The sequence below is a fragment of the Nocardia brasiliensis genome, assembly GCF_011801125.1.
Lineage (GTDB): Bacteria > Actinomycetota > Actinomycetes > Mycobacteriales > Mycobacteriaceae > Nocardia > Nocardia brasiliensis_C.
In genome coordinates, this window is sequence record NZ_CP046171.1 from 1,579,668 (window position 1) to 1,600,537 (window position 20,870).

Sequence of the window (20,870 nt, forward strand, 5' to 3'; positions counted from 1 at the left end):
GGACCCCGGAGTAGTCGCCCGCCGCGATCGAGGCCGCACGCGCTCTGCCCGTGGTCGCGGCGAGCGCGCGGTCGTTTATCGGGTGGGCGGCGGCGTGGTGGTCGGCGCCGGTTTGGCTGGGGGACGGGTGGATTCGGCCGCGGGTGGTTTCGGTGCGGCGGTGGTCGGCGCGGGTGCCTGCGATTGCCTACCGGCGGGTGGTGCCGCCGAGGGTTGCGCGGGTTGCGGCTGGCGGGAGGGCTGTGACTGGGCGGCCGGCGGTTGCTGCGGTGCGGGTGTGGATTGCTGCGGCGCGGACCGCTGTGGTGCGGATTGCTGTGGTGCGGGTGCGAGCGCGGATTGCTGGGGCGTGGTTTGTTGTGGTGCGGGTGTGGATTGCTGTGCCGAGGGCGCCGCGGCCGGTGGTGGCGCCACCGCGGGGGCGGGCGGCGGTGGGGTTGAAGTCGAGGTCGGCGAAGGCCGCGTGGGGCTGGAACCCGGTGCCGTGGACGGTGTTCGCTGCGACCTCGGCTCGACGGTCGGCGCGGTCGAGGTCGGTGTCGTGGTCGGCGTCGTCGAGGGTGTGGTGGTGGTGGTGGTCGTCGTCGGCGGCGCCGCACTGCTGGTCGTGGCGGGCGCGGAGGTCTTCGGCGGTTCCGGCGCCGTGGTGGTCGGCGGCTTATGGTCCGGCAACGCCGGGATGGTGAACGGCATCGAGGGCGGCGGTCCGGGCAGGCGCAGCGGGCCGGGTTTCGGCGCGGGCGTGCCGGGCGCGGGCGGGGTGCAGAAGATGCCGCACGGGATCTGGCCGCGCCCGGGGACATTGATCAGCACATGGATTTGGAGCGTCAGCGTGCCGTTGGGGGTCGCGGTGCCGGTGGGTTCGGGCACCACCGTGGTGGTCGGTGTGGTCGAGGGCGTCTCGGTGGTCGCCGGCGCCGCCGGATCCGCGGGGAGATCGACCGGCGGATCGGCGGGCGGGGCGAGCGCTGCCGGATCGTCGACCACCATGCTCGATCCGGTGCCCTCGGGCATGCTGCCGTCGGGCATGCTGTCCGGCACGGCGGCCGAGATCTCCACCGGCGTCGCGCCGCCGGTCTTGTAGGCGTTGGCCCAACTCAGCACCAGCGCCGCATAGTCGCGGGAGTTGTTGTAGCGCAGCACCGCTCGCATCTCCTGCGCCGGATCGCGCAGATCGAGCCCGCCGGAGCAGAGATACTTGCCCGCGGCCAGCGTGGCGTCGAAGACGTTGTTCGGGTCGGTGTTGCCGTCGCCGTCGCCGTCGGCGGCGTAGATCGCCCAGGTGCCGGGCAGGAACTGCATCGGCCCGACGGCGCGCACGAAACTGCCGTCGCTCGCCTTGATGATCTCGTTGCCGGGCAGGGTGCCGTCCAGCGCGGGACCGAAGATGGTGCCCTTCGTGGTGCCCTTCTCGTCGATCCGGCCGTTGGCCGCGTGGTTGGACTCCACCTTGCCGATGCCTGCCAGCAGATACCACGGCAGGCCGCATTTGGGCATCGACGATTCCGCGGACAGTTCGGCATTGCGGTAGGCGGCAAGCAGCGGCTCCGGAATGCCGCGGGTGCCGTCCTGTGGCACCTCGATGTCCTGTAGCGGCAGGGGATCGTTGATCATCGAATCCCCCTCGGACGGAAGCGTTTCCGTCGAGGAGCCGTCGAGCCGTTCGGTGCCGGTGGGTTCCACGCTCACCGACTGATCGGTGATCGGATAGGTCGGGTCGGGGTAGGTCGTGGCCGCGAGCGTGTTCTCGGGTGCGTGGGCGGGCGGCGCGGTGTGCGCGGCCGATCCCGTCATCAGCAACCCGGTTATTGCCAGCGCGGACACGGTGAATGGACCGGACATTCGCATCGGCACACCAATCTCTCGTACGTCAACTATGCGGGCGGCGACTTGCGCGGCACCACCGCGATTTCCGAAAGTTCGTCATCGACGCAAAGTAGGCACGCGAATATCACCGGGACATCCGCATTTCGCTGACCACCACAATTCACCCCGAAGGTGTCGACGGGTGTAATCGAGAAGTGTTGTACGAGTGGATGTCTCGGTGGGTGCGGTACTCCTGTCGTGCGGTTGGCGAACAAGCGGCGCAATCATGACACGAAATGCGCGGCATCGGATTCCCCAGTCCCACTGGGGAGGACGCCGCGTTGCTACCGCCGCCGCGAATTACGGTCCGACCGGCAGGTATCCCCAGTTCCTCGGTCCCCAGTCGGAACCAGGGCGCTGACCCATACTGCTGAGTGCACCCTGCTGTTCATTCGGAGGTCCGCAATGCGGAAGTTCTTTTATCCTTACGTTTTCGGCGCGATAGTCGCGCTCATCGCACTTGTTCTACCCGGACTCACCGCCAACGCCGCGGCGGACAAGCCGCCGGCCACCGAGCGCGGCGTGACCGACATCGTGCCGGTGCCCGTTCAGGCCAAGCCGGACACCAAGGCGAATTTCGAGCTCACCGCCGACAGCGTTGTTCGCGCCGAACACCAGGCCAAGCCGGTCGCGGAGTATCTGGCCGCGCTGCTGCGGCCCGCCACCGGTTTTCGGCTGCCGGTGGTCGAGCGGCACGATCTGGCCAAACCCGGCATCACCCTGCAGCTCGGCGACGCCGGTCCGCGCGTCGGCGACCAGGGCTACCAGCTCTCGGTGACCAAGCGCGGTGTCACGCTGCGCGCGAACACCACCGCCGGGTTGTTCGGCGGCGTGCAGTCGCTGCGCCAGCTCTTCCCGACCGCGATCAACAAAACCACTGTGCAGAAACAGGATTGGATCGTTTCCGGTGGTGAGGTGCTCGACTACCCCCGGTTCGCGCACCGCGCGGCCATGCTCGACGTGGCCCGTCACTTCTTCACCCCCGATCAGGTCAAGCGCTACATCGATCAGATCGCCCAGTACAAGATCAACACGCTGCACCTGCACCTGACCGACGATCAGGGGTGGCGGATCGAGATCAAGAGCTGGCCCAAGCTCGCCGAGATCGGCGGCAAGACCGCCGTCGGCGGTGACCCGGGCGGTTACTACACCCAGGAGCAGTACCGCGACATCGTGCGCTACGCCGCGTCGCGCCACATCATGGTGATCCCCGAGGTCGACATGCCAGGCCACACCAACGCGGCACAGGCCTCCTACGGCGAATTGAACTGTGACGGAAAGCCGGTGCCGCCGCGCACCGACATCGAGGTCGGCTACAGCTCGCTGTGCATCGGCAAGCCGATCACCTACAAGTTCGTCGAGGACGTCATCCGCGAGCTCGCCGCCATGACCCCCGGCCCGTACCTGCACATCGGCGGCGACGAGGCGCACTCCACGTCACCGGCGGACTACCAGGCCTTCTACGACAAGGTCTCGCCGATGCTCGCCACCTACGACAAGAAGGCCGTCGGCTGGCACAACATCGTCGTCACCACCCCGCCGACCTCGACCATCGCGCAGTACTGGGATCCGGCCAACACCAACGCCGATGTCGCCGCGGCCGCGGCCAGGGGCAACAAGGTGCTGATGTCGCCGGCGAACAAGTCGTACCTGGACATGAAGTACAACCCGAACACCCCGCTCGGCCTGCACTGGGCCGGTTATGTCGAGGTGAAGGACGCCTACAACTGGGATCCGGCGACCTTCCTGCAGGGCGTCTCGGAAAAGCAGGTCATCGGCATCGAGGCCCCGCTGTGGTCGGAGACCCTGCGCACCAGTGCCGACATCGAGTTCATGGCGTTCCCGCGCCTGGCGGGTGCGGCCGAGATCGGCTGGTCCCCGGCCGCGACGCACAACTGGGACAACTACCGCGTGCGACTGGCGAAGCAGGGCCCGATCTGGGCCGCGCAGGGCATCAACTTCTACCGCTCGCCGCAGGTGGACTGGAAATAGCCGGATACCAGAAAGGAGTTCGAAGTGTCGCCTTACCGAACAGCTCTCGTCGCTTGTTTCGCGCTACTGTCCGCCTTGGGCACGGCCGCCGCCCCGACCGCGATCGCCGAGCCGCAGCCGCAGGCACCCGCGGTGGATACCGACGGTGACGGGCTGAGCGACGAGTGGGAGACCAAAGGGTACGACGCCAACGGTGACGGGAAGATAGATGTGGATCTTCCTGCCATGGGCGCGGATCCGAAGCACAAGGATCTCTTCGTCGAGATGGATTACATGAGCGGTCGCCTGCCGACCACCGCTGCGCTCGATCGGGTGGTCGCGGTGTTCGCCACCTCGCCGGTGAGCAACCCCGACGGCCGCAACGGCATCAAGATCCACTTGGACGCCGGTAACGCCAGAGGGTCCGCCTACAACCTCGGCGGCGGCAACCAGGTGCCCTACGACAACAACCTCTCGCCGGTGGACAGTCAGGTCGCCGCCATCAAGCGAACCAATTTCTCGTCCAACCGCTCGCGCATCTTTCACTACATGATCTGGGCTGATTCCTACGACAACGGTTGCAGCAGTGGCATTTCGCTGGGCATCCCGGCCGACACCTTCGTCGTTGCCCTCGGCCCCAAATGCAACTGGACCCCGGGCGACGACGAGAACGTCGGCACGTTCATCCACGAACTGGGCCACAACCTGGGGCTCAAGCACGGCGGTGTGGACCACACCAACTACAAGCCGAACTACCTCAGCGTGATGAACTACAGCTTCCAGTTCGGCGGGGTGCCGAAGACCGACGGCACTTCGTATTTCGGCTACTCCAGCGTGAATCCGCCCGCGCTGAACGAAACCGCGCTGAACGAGCGCCAGGGGATGGGGCCGGTGTCCGCGGGCTGGCGCACGGTCTACTTCTGCCCCAACGGTTCTCGTAAGCGGACCGGCGCGGCCGACCAGCCGATCGACTGGAACTGCAACGGTTCCATCGCGTCCGGCACGGTCCGCAGCAGCATCAACAACGACGGGAGCTACACCACTCTGCGAGCCCAGAACAATTGGGCGTCAGTGGTATTCGACGGCGGCAACATCGGCACCATCGGCCCGGAGTCGCGCAGGCTGCCCGAGCGTTCCCCCGACGAGATGACCAAGGAGCAGTACGACCAGATGAAGAAGGTACAAGACTGACCCCATAGCGTCCCGTATGGATTCCCGGTGGCCGGGCCCGCGCTGGCCCGCCACCGGGAATCGCCCTGTGCGCGACCGCTGCCGGTCGGGGGTTGACCGGTACCGGATCAGGCGTGATGCTCTTCGATGGCATGCGGTAATGCCGGGTAGGAGATTCACGTGTCATACCGGTTGGATGACATCGACTGTGTAAGTGCGCGGGGACACGCCGCGCTGGGTGGAACACTGGCGATACAGGCGGTCTGGTCCTACGACCGTCCGGTGGACATGGCGGCGTTGCGCGAGTTCCATGTCGCGCTCCGCCGCGGCAGGTTGGGGCGGGTGGTGCTGCCCGCGCTGATTCCGGCGGCCGGTGACCGTTGGAGCACCCGCGGCGAGTTCGGCCCGCTCGAGGTCGCCGACGCGCCGGTTCCCCAGGCCGCGCGCGGTGCGTGGATCGCCGAGCAGGCGCGCGCGGAGCTGCGCACCTATGGCGGACCAGCGTATCGGCTGGCGAGCGCCACCATGGACAACGGGGAGAGCGTGGTGTCGCTGCTGGTGTCGCACACCATCGCCGATGCCCGTGCGCTCTGCGCCGCGATCGCGGAAGCGGTCGTGGGCAAGGAACTCGATCCGACCTACCCGAGCGACGAATTCGGGCGGGCCAGGCTGTTTTTCGACGAACTCGGCGCGGCCGCGCGCCGCATCCGCCCGATGCTCGGCGCGGCGGTGCTCGGTACGCGACTGGCCATCACCGGTCGTCGCGCCGCCTCCGCTGGGGCACAGGGCCAGGACGCGGGCCTGCCCACGATCACGGTCACGGTGCCCGCGCACGAGTGGCACGCGGCCGCGCGGGCACGCGGGGGCAGTTCGACCGCGCTGGCGGTGGCGCTGCTGGCCGAGGTCGCCACGGCGGTCGGTCGCACCGACGAGGCGGGCAAGGTCGTGCTGATGATGCCGGTGAGCACCCGCACCGAGACCGACGAGCGCGCCAACGCGCTGGCGGCCATCGACTTCGAGGTGGACCTGCGCGATGGCGCCCCCGCCGATCTCGCCGGGCTGCGCGCGGTGCTCAAAACGAAGCTGCGCGCGGCCGCCGAGGCGGGGCATCGCGTGCCGCCCCTCATCCCGCAGGCGGTGGCACTGCCGCGCCGGCTGTACGGCGTGCTGGCCCGGCAGACGGCCGCCGCGCCGACCGTCACCGTGTGTTCCAACCTCGGCGAGGTGGACCCCGCGGTGCTGTGCGTGGACGGGCAACCGGCGTCCTCGTTCGAGATCGGCCTGGTCAATCAGAGTTTGCATACGCGTGGTGTGCTGGACGAGCGGGGCGGCAACCTGTATGCGCTGATGTCGGAATCCGGTGGCGCGATCACGCTGCGGGTCAACGGCTACCACCCGCCGCGGCTGCGCACCGTCGAGGAGTTGACCGAACTGTGCACGCGGGCGCTGGCGCGCTACGAGCTCTCGCCGACCTGTGCGTAGTGGCCGAAACCCGCCATGGCAAGGATTTGCCACGGCGGTACCCGCGGCGCTCGGTCCTGGGTCGACGGTCGGCGGGATGTGCGATGATCTCGCAGGTGAGCAGTACATCCGAGGCGGACCGCCTACGTGATCTCGCCCGGTTACGGCGAGTCCGCGACCGCATCGACCGGGAGTACGCGCAGCCGCTGGACGTCGAGGCACTCGCCCGCGACGCGCACATGTCGGCGGGGCATCTCAGCAGGCAGTTCCGGATCGCCTACGGCGAGTCGCCCTACTCCTACCTTATGACCCGCCGGATCGAGCGCGCGATGGCGCTGCTGCGCCGGGGCGACCTCAGCGTCACCGAGATCTGTTTCGCGGTCGGCTGCTCCTCGCTGGGCACCTTCAGCACGCGATTCACCGAGCTGGTCGGCATGTCGCCGAGCGCGTACCGCAAACACCTCGCGGATCAGACCTCGGAGATGCCGACCTTCATCACCAAGCAGGTGACCAGACCGATCAGGAATCGAGAAGCGCCGAGCCGTCAGCCGGATCTAGCGTGATTGCCATGGACATCAGCATTCTTTCCAGTTTTCTCCCGCAGGACGACCCGGAGGCCGCGATCGCGTTCTACCGCGACACGCTCGGCTTCGAGGTGCGCAAGGACGTCGGGTTCAACGGTATGCGGTGGATCACCGTCGGCCCGCCCGACCAGCCCGGCACCTCGATCGTGCTGCACCCGCCCGCCGCCGACCCCGGCATCACCGACGAGGAGCGTCGCGTCATCGCCGAGATGATGGCCAAGGGCACCTATGGCGCGTTGCTGCTGGCGACCAAGAACGTCGACGACACCTTCGAGAAGGTGCAGGCCGGCGACGCCGAGGTGGTACAGGAGCCGACCGACCAGCCCTACGGCGTGCGCGACTGCGCCTTCCGCGATCCCGCGGGCAACTTGATCCGTATTCAGGAAGTGCGCTGAGGGATTCGGCGATCGGGGCCGCGACGGGCACATCAGCACCCGTGGCGAGCGGCCCCGCTTGAACGAGATGGAGACAGGATGACCAGCACCGCGAGGGCGAACTCGAAGCGGGCCGCACGCCACGCCGCCGACAGCCACGATACGATCCGGGTGGTCGGCGCCCGCGTGAACAACCTGAAGGACGTCAGCATCGAGCTGCCGAAGCGCAGGCTCACGGTGTTCACCGGCGTCTCCGGCTCGGGCAAGAGCTCTCTGGTGTTCAGCACGATCGCCGCGGAATCACAGCGGCTGATCAACGAGACCTACAGCAGCTTCGTGCAGGGTTTCATGCCGACGCTGGCCCGGCCCGAGGTGGACGTGCTCGACGGGCTGACCACCGTGATCACCGTCGATCAGCAGCGGATGGGCTCGGACCCGCGCTCCACGGTCGGCACCGCCACCGACGCGAACGCGATGCTGCGCATCCTGTTCAGCAGGCTCGGCAGGCCGCATATCGGGTCGCCGCAGGCGTACTCCTTCAACGTCGCCTCGATCAGCGGCGCGGGCGCGGTCGACATCGAGCGGGGCGGGCGCACCGTGCGGGAGCGGCGCAGCTTCAGCATCACCGGCGGCATGTGCCCGCGCTGTGAGGGCCGCGGCTCGGTCTCCGACATCGATCTCACCCAGCTCTACGACGATTCCAAGTCCCTCGCCGATGGCGCGTTCACCATTCCCGGCTGGAAGTCCGACAGCTTCTGGACGGTGCGTGTCTACGCCGAGTCGGGGTTCGTCGATCCGAACAAGCCGATCCGCAAGTACACCAAGCGCGAGCTCAACGACTTCCTCTACAAGGAACCGGTCAAGGTGAAGGTCGACGGCGTCAACCTCACCTACGAGGGATTGATTCCCAAGATCCAGAAGTCGTTCCTGTCCAAGGACAAGGAGTCGATGCAGCCGCACATCCGCGCGTTCGTCGAGCGCGCGGTCACCTTCACCACCTGTCCGGACTGCGCGGGCACCAGGCTCAGCGAGGCGGCCAGGTCGTCGAAGATCAAGCGCAAGAACATCGCCGATCTCTGCGCAATGGAGATCCGTGATCTCGCCGAATGGGTGCGCGCGCTGAAAGAACCGTCGGTCCAGCCGTTGCTCGACTCGTTGGTGGCGACCCTGGACTCGTTCGTGGACATCGGGCTCGGCTATCTGTCGCTGGAGCGGCCCTCCGGCACGCTGTCGGGCGGTGAAGCCCAGCGCGTCAAGATGATTCGGCATCTCGGCTCGGCGCTCACCGACGTCACCTACGTCTTCGACGAGCCGACCATCGGGCTGCACCCGCACGATATCCAGCGGATGAACGACCTGTTGCGACAGCTGCGCGACAAGGGCAACACCGTGCTCGTGGTGGAGCACAAGCCGGAGACGATCGCCATCGCCGACCATGTCGTCGATCTCGGCCCCGGCGCGGGTTCCGGGGGCGGCACCATCTGTTACGAGGGCTCGGTCGACGGCCTGCGTACCAGCGGCACCAGCACCGGACGGCACTTCGACGACCGGGCCGCGCTGAAGGACTCGGTGCGCAAACCCACTGGGGCACTGCGGATTCGCAACGCGACCCGGCACAACTTGCGCGGCGTCGACGTCGATATCCCGCTCGGGGTGCTCTGCGTCGTCACCGGTGTCGCGGGTTCGGGCAAGAGCTCGCTCGTGCACGGTTCCATTCCGGCGTCCGAAGGCGTAGTGGCCGTGGACCAGACGCCGATTCGCGGTTCGCGGCGCAGCAACCCGGCGACCTACACCGGCCTGCTCGAACCGATCCGCAAGGCGTTCGCCAAGGCCAACGGCGTGAAACCCGCACTGTTCAGCGCCAATTCGGAGGGCGCATGCCCGAACTGCAACGGCGCGGGCGTGATCTACACCGACCTGGGGATGATGGCGGGCACCGCGACCACCTGTGATGTGTGTGAGGGCAAGCGATTCGACGCCTCGGTGCTCGACTATCACCTCGGCGGCCGCGACATCAGCGAGGTGCTCGCGATGTCGGTGACCGAGGCCGAGGAATTCTTCGGCGCGGGCGAGGCGCGCATCCCCGCCGCGCACGCCATCCTCGCGCGGCTCGTCGACGTCGGGCTCGGCTATCTCACCATCGGTCAGCCGCTCACCACGCTGTCCGGCGGCGAGCGGCAGCGACTCAAGCTGGCTACGCACATGGCCGACAAGGGCGGGGTCTACGTGCTCGACGAGCCGACCACCGGTCTGCACCTCGCGGATGTGGAGAACCTGCTCACCCTGCTCGACCGGCTGGTCGAGTCCGGCAAGTCCGTCATCGTGATCGAACACCATCAGGCCGTGATGGCGCACGCCGACTGGATCATCGATCTGGGCCCCGGCGCGGGCCATGACGGCGGCAAGATCGTCTTCGAGGGCACCCCCGCCGAACTCGTCGCCGCGCGGTCCACGCTTACCGGCGAACATCTCGCCGAGTACGTCGGCGCCTGATCCGAGCCTGACCCCGACGGCGACAGCCGCCGTGCGCGCTCCGTTTCGCGGAGCCGCACGGCGGCTGTCGTGCTGTCCGGCCTGGTGATCATCGCTCGCGACCGGGGGTTGTCGAATGCTGTGCGCGATATCGGCTACACCAACTGAAGCTGTTACTCATTAATTGTGTTAAAGAGTTAGTACTTTAGGTGAAGCTGTCATCGTACTTGAGGTACGAAAATCTCATGAATTCCTAACAAAGTCTAAAACTCCGCTGTGGTGTGAGTCACCGTTTAGTTCGAGATCGCTTGTGTCGCAAATGGTAAGCAATGTGCGGTGACGCCGCCCGTTAAGAATATCGATCCCTCTCGTTAACCACCTGGCTGCTGCGGAGGCACTGCATTGCCCGGGGTGCAACCGTTGGATACCGACCAGGCGGTAGCCTGAAAGGCGAGCTATCAGTTGGCAACTTTCATCTGAAACCCTGGATCCGGCGTGGGACGGAGTGGTTCATGATAAAAATCCGGCGTGTGCTCGGCGGTGCTGCCGCAGCCCCGCAGAATCCGCCGCACCGCGAACTGGTCATGTGACCAGCCGTTGTGGTGGACGCTGACTCGTTGCTGGTGAAAGAAATGTGCTGGGAGAACTAAGTGAGGGATTGCGCGTCCGTGGCGGCGGACCAGACGCGGGAGCCGAGGCGTGCGCGTGCGCGGCGCTCCGGCGGCGCCACCGTGCCGCGGTTGCTGGCGCTCGCGGTGGAGGCCGACCCCGATGGGATCGCCGTCGCGTTCCACGGGACCGAGCTGCGGTACCGCGAACTGGACGACTTGTCGTCCCGGCTGGCGCGGCTGCTGATCGGACGCGGGGCGGGTCCGGGTGACCTGGTCGCCATCGCGATCGAGGCTCCGGTGGAGGCGGTGCTCGTCACGTGGGCGGTCGCGAAGACCGGCGCGGGCTTCGTGGTGCTCGACCCGCACGAGCCCGAGGCGCGCACGCTTCGGCTGTTGGCCGCGGCGAAGCCGATCATCGGTTGTACGGCGGCGACCGGATTCGCTGCCGTGCGGGCGTTCGACGGGCTCGAACAGGTGCTGATCGACGACCCCGGCGTGCGGCGCGAGCTCGCCCAGTTGTCCAGTGAGCCGGTGACTTACGCCGACCGGCTGCGTCCCGTCACCGGCGCGGACATCGCCTACGTCTCGTGCGGCGCGGACGATGACGAGGTGGGGTTCGTGACACAGGCCGAGGTGGCCGCGGCCGGGACCTGTCCGCGGCAACGCCAGTCGCCGGGGCCGCTCGGTGTCTTCTTCGGCACGCTCTTCCCGCGCACGGTGTACCCCGGACCGGACAAGACGCTGGCAGGTATGTTCGACGAGGTGGTCCGGGCGTTCCCGGATGCGACGGCGGTCAGCGCCGGCGCCGCGGCACTGACCTATCGCGAGCTCGATGTCCGGGCGAACAGGTTGGCGCGCAGGCTGATCGCGCGCGGTATCGGCCCGGAGCACTTGGTGGCGGTGGTCCTGCCGCGTTCGGTTGATCTGGTCGTCGCATTGCTCGCTGTGGTCAAGTCGGGCGCTGCCTACTTGCCGATCGATCCGGCCTATCCCGCCGACCGGATCGCCTATCTGCTCGCCGACGCCGCACCGGCGGCGGTCCTGACCCGCGCGGGCATCGCGGTGCCCGGCGCGACACCCGTGTTCGAGGTGAACCGGGTGTTCGATCTCAACGGCGCACCGATCGGCGACGACGAGCGGGTGCGTGCGCTGCGGCCGCGGCATCTCGCGTACGTGATCTACACCTCGGGGTCCACGGGACGGCCCAAAGGCGTGCAGATCCCGCATCGCAACGTGATCGCGCTGCTCGCGAACACCCGCGCGCGGTTCGGCTTCGATCATCGGGACGTGTGGACGATGTTCCACTCCTACGCTTTCGATTTCGCGGTGTGGGAGCTGTGGGGCGCGTTGCTGCACGGTGGCCGGGTGGTCCTGGTGGATCACGAAACCTCGCGTGCCCCTGACCAATTCCTCGAATTGCTGCGGGCCGAACGAGTGACCGTGCTGAATCAGACCCCGTCGGCGTTCTATCAACTCGCCGAGGCCGACCGCGTGGCATCGGAATCCGCACCGGCTGCGCCATTGTCGTTGCGGTACATCATATTCGGCGGCGAGGCACTCGATTTCGGTCGCGTACACGACTGGCAGGCCCGCCACGGTAGCGCCACCCGGCTGGTGAATATGTACGGCATCACCGAGACCACCGTGCACACCACCTTCCATCCCATCGCCGTCGGCGAGCGCAGCGTGATCGGCTCCGCACTCAGCGGATCGCGGGTGCTCGTGCTGGATGATCGACTACGTCCGGTCCCGGCGGGCGTGCCGGGGGAGATCTATGTCGCGGGTGCGCAGCTGGCGCGCGGCTACCTCGGCCAGGCGGGCTTGACCGCGGCCCGATTCGTGGCGAATCCGTTCGCCCCGAACGGCTCCCGTCTCTATCGCTCCGGTGATCTGGCCGCTTGGCAGGCCGACGGCAATCTCGTCTATCTCGGCCGCGCCGACGATCAGGTCAAGGTGCGCGGCTACCGCGTCGAACTCGGCGAGATCGAGTCCGCGCTGCTCGCGATACCGGCGGTGCGGCAGGCCGCCGTTGTCGTCCGGACGGACCCGCCTGGCGACCGGCGGATCGTCGCGTATGTGATCGGAGACGTGCGGTCCGCGCAGGTGCGTACCGCGGCGGCGCAGGCCCTGCCCGATCACATGGTGCCCGCGGCGGTCGTCGTCATCGATGCGCTGCCGCTGACCGCGCACGGCAAGTTGGATCGCGCGGCCTTGCCCGTGCCGGTCGTCGACACCGCGGTGTTCCGGGCGCCCGCGCGCCCGATCGAGCGGACCGTCGCCGAGGCGTTCGCCGGAGTTCTCGGCGACATCCGCATCGGCCTGGACGACAACTTCTTCGCACTCGGCGGCAATTCGCTGCTGGCCGCGCAGGCCGCGGCCCGGCTCGGCGCGGCACTGGACGCGCGCGTGCCCGCACGGCTGCTCTTCCACGCGCCCACCGTCGCCGAGCTGGCCGAGGCGGTTAGCGGTCGGGCGGCCACGGGCGCGCGCAAGCCACTGGTCGCCGGACCGCGTCCGGACCGGGTCCCGCTCTCGATGGCGCAGCAGCGCATGTGGTTGCTCAATCAGTTCGATCCCGCGTCGGCGGTCTACAACATCCCGGTAGCCGTGCGCCTGATCGGTGAACTCGATGTCGCCGCGCTGCGCGCGGCCGTCGGTGACGTGATCGCCAGGCACGAGACTCTGCGCACGGTCTACCCGCAATGCGATGGTGTCGCCTACCAGTCGATTCTCGATCCGGCGCAGGCGGCGATCGAACTCGTCGCGGAAACGATCGACGCGGCCGCGGTGCTGCCCCGCATCGCCTCGGTTGCGGCCACCGGATTCGATGTGGCGGTGCGGGTTCCGTTGCGAGTCGCGCTGTTTCGCCTCGATACCGCGGTGACCGAACACGTGCTTGTGCTCGTCGCGCATCACATCTGCGGTGACGGATCGTCGATGCGGCCGCTGACCCGAGATGTGATGACGGCGTACGCGGCTCGGTCGAGCGGTGTCGCGCCGGAGTGGACGCCACTGCCGGTGCAGTACGCCGACTTCGGTATCTGGCAGCGCGCCGTACTCGGCGCCGATACCGATCCGGACAGCCTGCTCGCACGTCAGGCCGAGTACTGGCGCGCCGCGCTGGCCGGTGCGCCCGACGAACTCGTCCTGCCCTTCGATCGGCCGCGGCCCGCGACGCGCTCGTTCGCCGGTGGGCGCGTGGACTTCTCGATCGACGGGGAGGTGTACCACGGACTGACGGAGCTGGCCCGTGCGCAGAACGCGACGTTGTTCATGGTGGTGCACGCGGCGTTCGCGGTCCTGCTGTCCCGGTGGTCGGGCAGCGACGATATCGCCGTCGGCACGGCGGTGGCCGGGCGCGGCGAACCCGAACTCGACGATCTCATCGGCATGTTCGTCAACACCCTGGTGCTGCGCGCGCGGGTGCGCGGGCAGGAGAGCTTCGAAGAGCTGCTGGCGCGGATCCGCGAGGCCGACCTACAGGCCTTCGCGCACGCCGATATTCCGTTCGAGCGGTTGGTCGAGTTGTTGCGCCCTGACCGATCGACCGCGCGAAACCCGCTGTTCCAAGTCGGTTTGGTGTTCCAGAACGTGGCGACGGCGGCATTCGAACTACCCGGGCTCTCGGTCAGCGCGGTCGATATAGAGTGCGACGTCGAGAAATACGATCTGTCACTGGTGCTCGGGGTGACCGACGCGGGACTCGCGGCCCGGTTCTCCTTCGCGCGAGATCTGTTCGACGAGACCACGATTCGTGCCGCCGCAACGCGGTTCGCGCGGCTGCTCGCGGCGATCGTGGCCGCACCGCGGCGCCCGGTGGGTGATCTGTCGCTGCTCACACCCGATGAGTACGCCGCGCTCACCCGCATGGACTCGACGCGGTCGGCGGCCGGGGCGTCGATGCCGGAGTTGCTGCTGCGCGGTATCCGGCACGGGCGTGACCGCGTCGCGGTGCGTGCGAGCGGCCGGTCGATCAGCTACGGCGAACTCGACGATTACTCGTCGCGGTTGGCGCGCGTGCTGATCGAGCGCGGTGTCGGCCCGGAGTGCTTTGTCGCGGTGGCGTTGCCACGCGGCTACGAGATGCTCGCGGTAGCACTGGCGGTGGGCAAAGCCGGCGGTGCCTATGTTCCGGTCGATCCGGCGTACCCTGCGGACCGGATAGGCCACATGGTGACCGACTCGGCCCCGGTGCTCGGCATCACCGGCACCGCGTACCGCGACCGCGTGCCCGGCGAGGTGGCATGGCTCGAGCTCGACCATCCCGATGTCGCCGCGCTCTGTGCGCGTCGATCGCCGGCTCCGGTCACCGATTCCGATCGGAAAAGCCCACTGCGCCTGGGTAATCCGGCATATCTGAGCTACACGTCTGGATCGACGGGCGTCCCGAAGGGTGTCACCGTGACGCACGCCGGGCTCGCCGGACTTGTCGAGCACGCGGTCGGCGTGCTCGGTCTCGGGCCGGATCATGCGCTGCTGCACGCGACTTCGCCGAGCTTCGACCCGGCGGCCCTGGAGTGGTTGTGCGCGCTGTCGGTCGGTGCGAGCTTGGTCGTGTTGCCGCACGGCGTGATCGGCGGCCCCGAGTTCGCCGCGGTGCTGCGCGACGAGCGGGTGACGCATTGCAGTGTCACCCCCGCGGTGCTCGCCACCATCGACCCGGCGGCCGTGCCGACCGCGACGGTGCTGGTCGGCGGGGATGTCAGCACACCGGACCTGGTGGCAAAATGGCAGCCGGGTCGTCGCTATGTCAACGCCTACGGCCCGACCGAGGCCACCGTCGCCGCCACGTTCGGTGCTCAGGTCGCGGGACGCGGCGTCACCATCGGTCGACCGGTGCGCGGGGTGTCCGCGGTAGTGCTCGACGCTCGGCTGCACCCGGTTCCGCCGGGCGTGACCGGCGAATTGTATTTGGCGGGTGACGCCTTGGCGCGCGGCTACCATGACCGCGCGGCGCTCACGGCGCATCGGTTCGTCGCCAACCCCTGGGGCGAACCGGGGGAGCGGATGTTGCGGACCGGTGATCTGGTGCGCAGGCGCGGTCCTGCCGACAGGGACGCATGGGACCTGGAATACGTGGGGCGCGCCGACCGCCAAGTGAAGATCCGCGGGGTTCGGATCGAACTCGGCGAGGTCGACGCGGTGCTCGGCGCCCATGACGACGTCGGTTGCGCGGTCACCGTCGCACACGAAACACCCACCGGTGAAACGGTTCTGGTCGGCTACGTGCGCGCGGCGGTGGGACGCGAACCCGACCGTGATGCGCTTCTCGCGCATGTCGAGCGCACCCTGCCGCGGCACCTGGTGCCCGCCGCGATCGTGCCGCTCGACGACATCCCGCTGACCACGACGGGCAAGGTGGATCGAAAAGCATTGCCCGCGCCGAGCTTTCGGGCCGCGGCGTGGCGCGCACCGGCTACGCCGACCGAGGAGCTCGTGGCCGAGGTCTTCGCGCAGGTGCTCGCGGTCGAGCAGGTCGGCGCCGACGACGACTTCTTCGCCCGCGGCGGTTCCTCGTTGCGCACGCTCGCCCTGCAACACGCGCTGGCGGAGCACGGCATCGAGGTGCCGGTGTCGGCGCTGTTCGGCGCGTCCACCGTACGGGCGCTCGCCGCCTACCTCACCGGAGAGCACCTTGCGCCGCACAGCCCGGCCGTGGTCGCCGCCGATGCGGTGCTCGGCCCGGACATCTCGGCCACCGGTATCGCGCCGATGCATCGCGTCGGCCCGCGTGACGTGCTGCTGACCGGAGCGACCGGGTTCCTCGGCGCGTACCTGCTGCGCGAACTCCTGGACCGCACCGATGCCGTGGTGTGGTGTCTGGTGCGTGCCGACAGTGCCCGCGCGGGACGCGAGCGAATCCGGCAGGCACTGCGGCGCTTCCAGCTCTGGGACGACGCGCTGGAGACCAGGATCGTCCCGATACCGGGCGATCTAGCGCTGCCCGCGTTCGGACTGTCCGACGCCGAGCACGGCTGGCTCGCCAACCGGATCGACGCCATTTATCACAACGGCGCACAGGTCAATCACCTCGAACGCTATGCGCGCCTGCGTGCCGCCAATGTCGAGGGCACTCGGGAAGTGTTGCGGCTGGCGACCACTCGTCGGCTCAAAGCAGTGCACTTCGTCTCCACGGTGAACACCGTGATCTCCACCGCTGCCGCAGCGTCCGTCACCGAGGACACCCGGATCGGTGCGGATGAGCTACCGGCGCAGGGGTACATCTCGACCAAATGGGCTGCGGAGCAACTGGTTCTGCGGGCGGCCGAGCGTGGCGTGCCCGCGCGCGTCTACCGTCCGGGTCTGGTCTCCGGCGATCTTCGAGTCGGGATCAACAGCCCCGACGACTCGTTCTGGAACATGGTGCGTGCGGCGGTCGTTCTCGGCATCGTCCCCGAGGTCGGCGCGGCGAGCGTCGCGCTGGTCCCGGTCACCTATGTGGCGCGCGCACTCGTCGAGATCTCCCTCGGCGCCGCCACCGCCACCGCGTACCACCTGGTGCCCGACGAGCCGGTGGCGATCCGCACCCTGTTCGACTGTCTGCGCCGCAACGGATACCCCATCGAGACAGCGACATTCGAGGAAGTGCGGCACCGCCTCACCGAGCAGGCCCACACCCGGGCGCAGACGGGTGACGACTCCCTGGTCCGCGCCGCCCTGCTCGGCGCCGACTTCGCCGCGGCACCCGCGCCCCTCATCGACGCCACCAACACCGCACGCGCCCTCGTGCACAGCGCCGTCACCTGTGCCCCCATCGACGAAGCCGCTCTCGACACCTACATAGCGGCGTTCCGCCGCACCGGCTTCTTCCCGTCCGGCTCCTGAGCCAACAGACCGGCGACGCGTTTGAGGACGTCGAGCTGGGCCGGGTTGTCGAGGTCTTCGATGGCGGCACCGAGGGTGCGGGCGGCGAAGTGGGGGCCGCGGGGCGCGTCGTCGGTGCTGGACTCAAGGGCCGGGTGCGCGGCGGTCAGCGCGTGGATCAGTGGGACCATGCGCTCGGCGAGGTCCTGTTTGGTGTGGTCGTCGGCATTGGCGGGGAGCTGGTCGAGTTCGAGTGCCTCGGGGCGGACCTGGTAGTTCCGGAACATCTCGATGTACGTTTCGATGCCGGCCGGGCCGAGCACCCGCGACAGCACGACGATGAAGGCGCGGTCGGCCTCGGAGAGGTCCACCCGGGCGGCGGCGACGGCCAGCGCGGGCGGGAGCTCGGCCGGCGTGCCCTGCCGCAGAGTGATCGCGAGCTCGGCCCGGATACGTTGCAGGCGTTCGATATTCGCGGCGAGTTCGGCGTCAAGGGCGCGCAGCGCCGCCGCGGACGGCATCTCGGCGGTGCCCATGGCGGCGATCTGAGCCAGCGAGAACCCGAGTTCGCGAGTGGGCGGTGGCGCAGGGGTACGCCGATCCGGCGCGGGTGGCGATCTTCGGCGGCTCCTACGGTGGCTACGCGGCCCTGGTCGGTGTCACCTTCACCCTGGATGTCTTCGCCGCCGCCATCGACTACTGCGGTATCTCGAGCCTGGCGAACTTCCTGCGGACCATGCCGCCGTTCACCCGGCCGATGATGGCCAACAACTGGTATCTGTTCGTCGGGGATCCCGACGATCCGGCGCAGGAGGCCGACATGCTGGCGCGCTCGCCGATCAGCAGGGTGGATCGCATCCGCACGCCGTTGCTGGTGGTCCAGGGCGCCAACGATGTCCGGGTGGTACGGGCCGAGTCCGACAACATGGTCGCGGCGCTGCGCGAGCGCGGCGTCGAGGTCGACTATCTGGTCAAGGACAACGAAGGCCACGGATTCGTGAACCAGGAGAACGAGATCGAGATGTACCACCGCGTCGACCGCTTCCTCGCGCGGCATCTGCGCGGTAGGCAGCAGGACGTGGCGCCGACATCCCCACCGCCACCGGCGCATTGAGCCGACGGCGGCCGCCCGCGAGCAGGTCGCGGGCGGCCGGCCGTTACGCGGCGCAGGGCTATCCGGTCGGTACCGCCAGGCGCGGACCCGCGGGCGCGCGACGATCCGACACCGAGCGCAACCGCACCGGCACGCGGTCGAAGCCGCGCAAGACGGCGAGACCGCGCAGCTCGGGTTCGCCGTCGAGCGCGAGGTCGGGGAAGCGCTCGAACAACTTGCGCAGTCCGATGGTGCCCTCCAATCGAGCCAGCCGTGCCCCGAGGCAGGTGTGGATGCCCTGGCCGAAAGCTATGTGCTCGCGCACCCTTTCGCGGCCGATATCGAACCGCGCCGGTTCGGTGAATCGCTCTGGATCGCGGTTGGCGCCGCCGAGCAGCAGCATCACCACTTCGCCCGCGCGGATGCGGTGACCGGCGATCTCGACGTCCTCGTGCGCGGTGCGCATCGTCATCTGCGCGGGGCTCTCGACGCGCAGGATCTCCTCGACCGCGCTCGCCCACAGTTCGGGGTCGGCATGCAGCCTGGCGAGCTGGTCGGGATTGCGCAGCAGCAGCACGATTCCGCTGCCGAGCATGTTCATCGCCGTCTCGAAGCCCGCGCCCATGATGATCGAGGCGGTGGCCATCAATTCGGGCTTGGCCAGCCCGCTCGTCGCGACGACCTGCCCGAAGATGCTGGGCCCCGGCTGGATTCGCAGGCGGTCGACGTGGTCGCCGAAGTAGCGCTGCGCGTCGGTGAGGCCCTCGATGCCGGTCCGGTAGCCCGCGTGGCGCACCCCGATATCGAACAGCGGCGCCCCGCTGTTGCCCCACTCGAGCAGCTTCGGCTGATCGTGCTCGGGAATGCCGAGCAGGTGCGCGATGATCGCGACCGGCAGCCTGGCCGCGAAGTCCCGGATCAGATCGGCGTGCGAGCGCGGTTCGAGCTCGTCGAGCAGCTGGTCGGCGACCACGCCGATGCGATCGGTCATGTCCCGCATGGCGGCGGCGGTGAAGGCGGCGACGACCGGGCGGCGCAGCCGACTGTGATCCGGTGGGTCCAGCGCGATCAGCGCGGGCGGGTCGGTGGGGTTGGGCAGATCCTGCCCCGTGTGCTCCAACATCCAGCGCACCGGCTTCGGCATGCTCATGTGGCTGGGCTTGGTGGCCCCGAATCGACTGTCCCGCATGATCGTCCGGCAGACTTCGATGTCGACGGTGAGATTGAGCAGCGGGGTCGGCACGATGCGGCCCGAGGCACGGATGCGTTCCATGTCCGGGTAGGGGTCGATGCCGCGACCCGGACCGACCAGCAGAGTGGCGAACGGGTCGCCGCGGCGCGCCATCGTTCGCAGCATGACGCCCGCGGCGCCGTGCAACACCAGCCAGCGAACCCAGATCTTCGCGCGCCGTGCGGTTTTCGAGATGTTCATCATGTCCTTTCGACGCGAGATCAGCTCGCCAGGAACAGGTTGCCGACGGCCATCAGTACGGCGCCGGTCCAGGCCAGCCTGCGGCCGAGCAGCCTGCCGACGAGCGGGTTGCGCTTGATCGCGCCGAGCCGGAACTGGACCAACCGCAGCGCGAACACCGGGCACAGCAGCAGGCCGAGGGCGAGCGGCAGTTCGCCCGCGGCGATCAGCGCGAACACCACGATCGCGTCGGCGACGGCGAGCACGCCGAGCAGATTGATGTAGGTGCGTTCGCCGGTCATGGTGGCCACGTTGATCCGGCCGACGCCGCGATCGGTTTCGATATCGCGCAGGTTGGAGTACCAGGACACCATCATCAGCCAGAACGCGAACAACCCGCCCTCGATCATGCTGCGCGTGGTGACCCCGCCGGTCAGCGCCCAGAACGGCACGAAGACCAGCTGCATCGTGAACAGGAACAGCACCAGTTCCTGAAAACCGATGTGGCTCAGCTTCAATCCGTAGGAGTACTGCACCGAGATACACGCGCCGACGACGGCGAGCACGATCAGCCACAGCGGGTGATAGGGGGCGATGAGCAGCCCGAGCACCAGCAGCGCCAACCCGGACAGCAGGCAGATCCAGGAGAACCGCAACGCCTGCGGCAGCCGAAGTTCGCCGGTCACCAAGGGTTTCCAGTGTGCGCGCCGCAGCGCGCTCGGATTGTCGCGGTAGTTCTTGGCATCGCTGCCGTCCCGGAATCCGGTGATGTCGTCGAACGCGATCAGCGCGCAGTGCACCAGGAAGTAGCCCGCGATGAGCACCGCGAACGCGGCCCAGGTACGCCCCTCGCGCACGACCGCGGCGGGCAGCAGCGTCGCCACCATCGGATAGGCGAGGTTGTAGTCGAGGAAATAGAGATTGGCGAGGCGCCCGTACGCTCGCACAGACTTAACGGGTGTCATGACATCGACCACGACTGGTAGTCCAATCTTGTTGTATGGCAAGGTTCGACGCGCGGTGCTCGGCAGCGGACAGCGGAACTTCGGCGCC

At 68.3% G+C, this 20,870-nt stretch carries 11 protein-coding genes and 1 pseudogene; 8 read left to right on the top strand and 4 right to left on the bottom strand.

Annotation, left to right across the window (positions count from 1 at the left end):
* Positions 1 to 75: 75 nt before the first annotated feature.
* Complete coding sequence (locus tag F5X71_RS07170) at positions 76 to 1,842, bottom strand: lytic transglycosylase domain-containing protein (RefSeq protein ID WP_238815763.1); 1,767 nt, start codon at positions 1,840 to 1,842, stop codon at positions 76 to 78.
* 429 nt (positions 1,843 to 2,271) lie between these two features.
* Between F5X71_RS07170 and F5X71_RS07175 the strand changes: the two genes are divergently transcribed.
* From F5X71_RS07175 to F5X71_RS07205, 7 genes are all read left to right on the top strand, one after another.
* Positions 2,272 to 3,858, top strand: a complete 1,587-nt coding sequence (locus F5X71_RS07175) for a beta-N-acetylhexosaminidase (RefSeq protein ID WP_167461227.1) — start codon at positions 2,272 to 2,274, stop codon at positions 3,856 to 3,858.
* A 24-nt stretch (positions 3,859 to 3,882) separates the two neighbouring features.
* Entirely contained in the window at positions 3,883 to 5,028 is a 1,146-nt protein-coding gene (locus F5X71_RS07180) for a hypothetical protein (protein WP_238815764.1), read from the top strand.
* Between the two features lie 159 nt (positions 5,029 to 5,187).
* Entirely contained in the window at positions 5,188 to 6,489 is a 1,302-nt protein-coding gene (locus F5X71_RS07185; protein WP_167461228.1) for a hypothetical protein, read from the top strand.
* Between the two features lie 83 nt (positions 6,490 to 6,572).
* Positions 6,573 to 7,031, top strand: coding sequence for a helix-turn-helix transcriptional regulator (locus tag F5X71_RS07190; protein ID WP_167461229.1), 459 nt, complete (start codon positions 6,573 to 6,575; stop codon positions 7,029 to 7,031).
* 5 nt (positions 7,032 to 7,036) lie between these two features.
* Positions 7,037 to 7,447 (top strand): VOC family protein, encoded by a 411-nt coding sequence (locus F5X71_RS07195; RefSeq protein ID WP_167461230.1) that lies wholly within the window; start codon positions 7,037 to 7,039, stop codon positions 7,445 to 7,447.
* A gap of 78 nt (positions 7,448 to 7,525) precedes the next feature.
* Positions 7,526 to 9,919: an ATP-binding cassette domain-containing protein gene (locus F5X71_RS07200; protein ID WP_167461231.1), complete on the top strand. Its 2,394-nt coding sequence runs from the start codon at positions 7,526 to 7,528 to the stop codon at positions 9,917 to 9,919.
* A 647-nt stretch (positions 9,920 to 10,566) separates the two neighbouring features.
* On the top strand, positions 10,567 to 17,334 hold the full coding sequence (locus F5X71_RS07205) for a non-ribosomal peptide synthetase (protein WP_167461232.1): 6,768 nt from the start codon (positions 10,567 to 10,569) through the stop codon (positions 17,332 to 17,334).
* Here the strand turns inward: F5X71_RS07205 and F5X71_RS07210 are convergent.
* Complete coding sequence (locus F5X71_RS07210) at positions 17,286 to 17,849, bottom strand: MerR family transcriptional regulator (RefSeq protein WP_174817019.1); 564 nt, start codon at positions 17,847 to 17,849, stop codon at positions 17,286 to 17,288. The genes F5X71_RS07205 and F5X71_RS07210 overlap by 49 nt on opposite strands.
* Between F5X71_RS07210 and F5X71_RS07215 the strand changes: the two are divergent.
* Positions 17,816 to 18,427, top strand: a pseudogene (locus F5X71_RS07215) (alpha/beta hydrolase family protein); the annotation flags it as partial. The gene F5X71_RS07210 and the pseudogene F5X71_RS07215 sit on opposite strands and share 34 nt — an antisense overlap.
* A gap of 58 nt (positions 18,428 to 18,485) precedes the next feature.
* Here the strand turns inward: F5X71_RS07215 and F5X71_RS07220 are convergent.
* Together F5X71_RS07220 and F5X71_RS07225 are read right to left on the bottom strand one after the other, a co-directional pair.
* Positions 18,486 to 19,838: a cytochrome P450 gene (locus F5X71_RS07220; protein WP_174817020.1), complete on the bottom strand. Its 1,353-nt coding sequence runs from the start codon at positions 19,836 to 19,838 to the stop codon at positions 18,486 to 18,488.
* Between the two features lie 20 nt (positions 19,839 to 19,858).
* Complete coding sequence (locus F5X71_RS07225) at positions 19,859 to 20,764, bottom strand: UbiA family prenyltransferase (RefSeq protein ID WP_167461233.1); 906 nt, start codon at positions 20,762 to 20,764, stop codon at positions 19,859 to 19,861.
* Positions 20,765 to 20,870 lie beyond the last annotated feature (106 nt).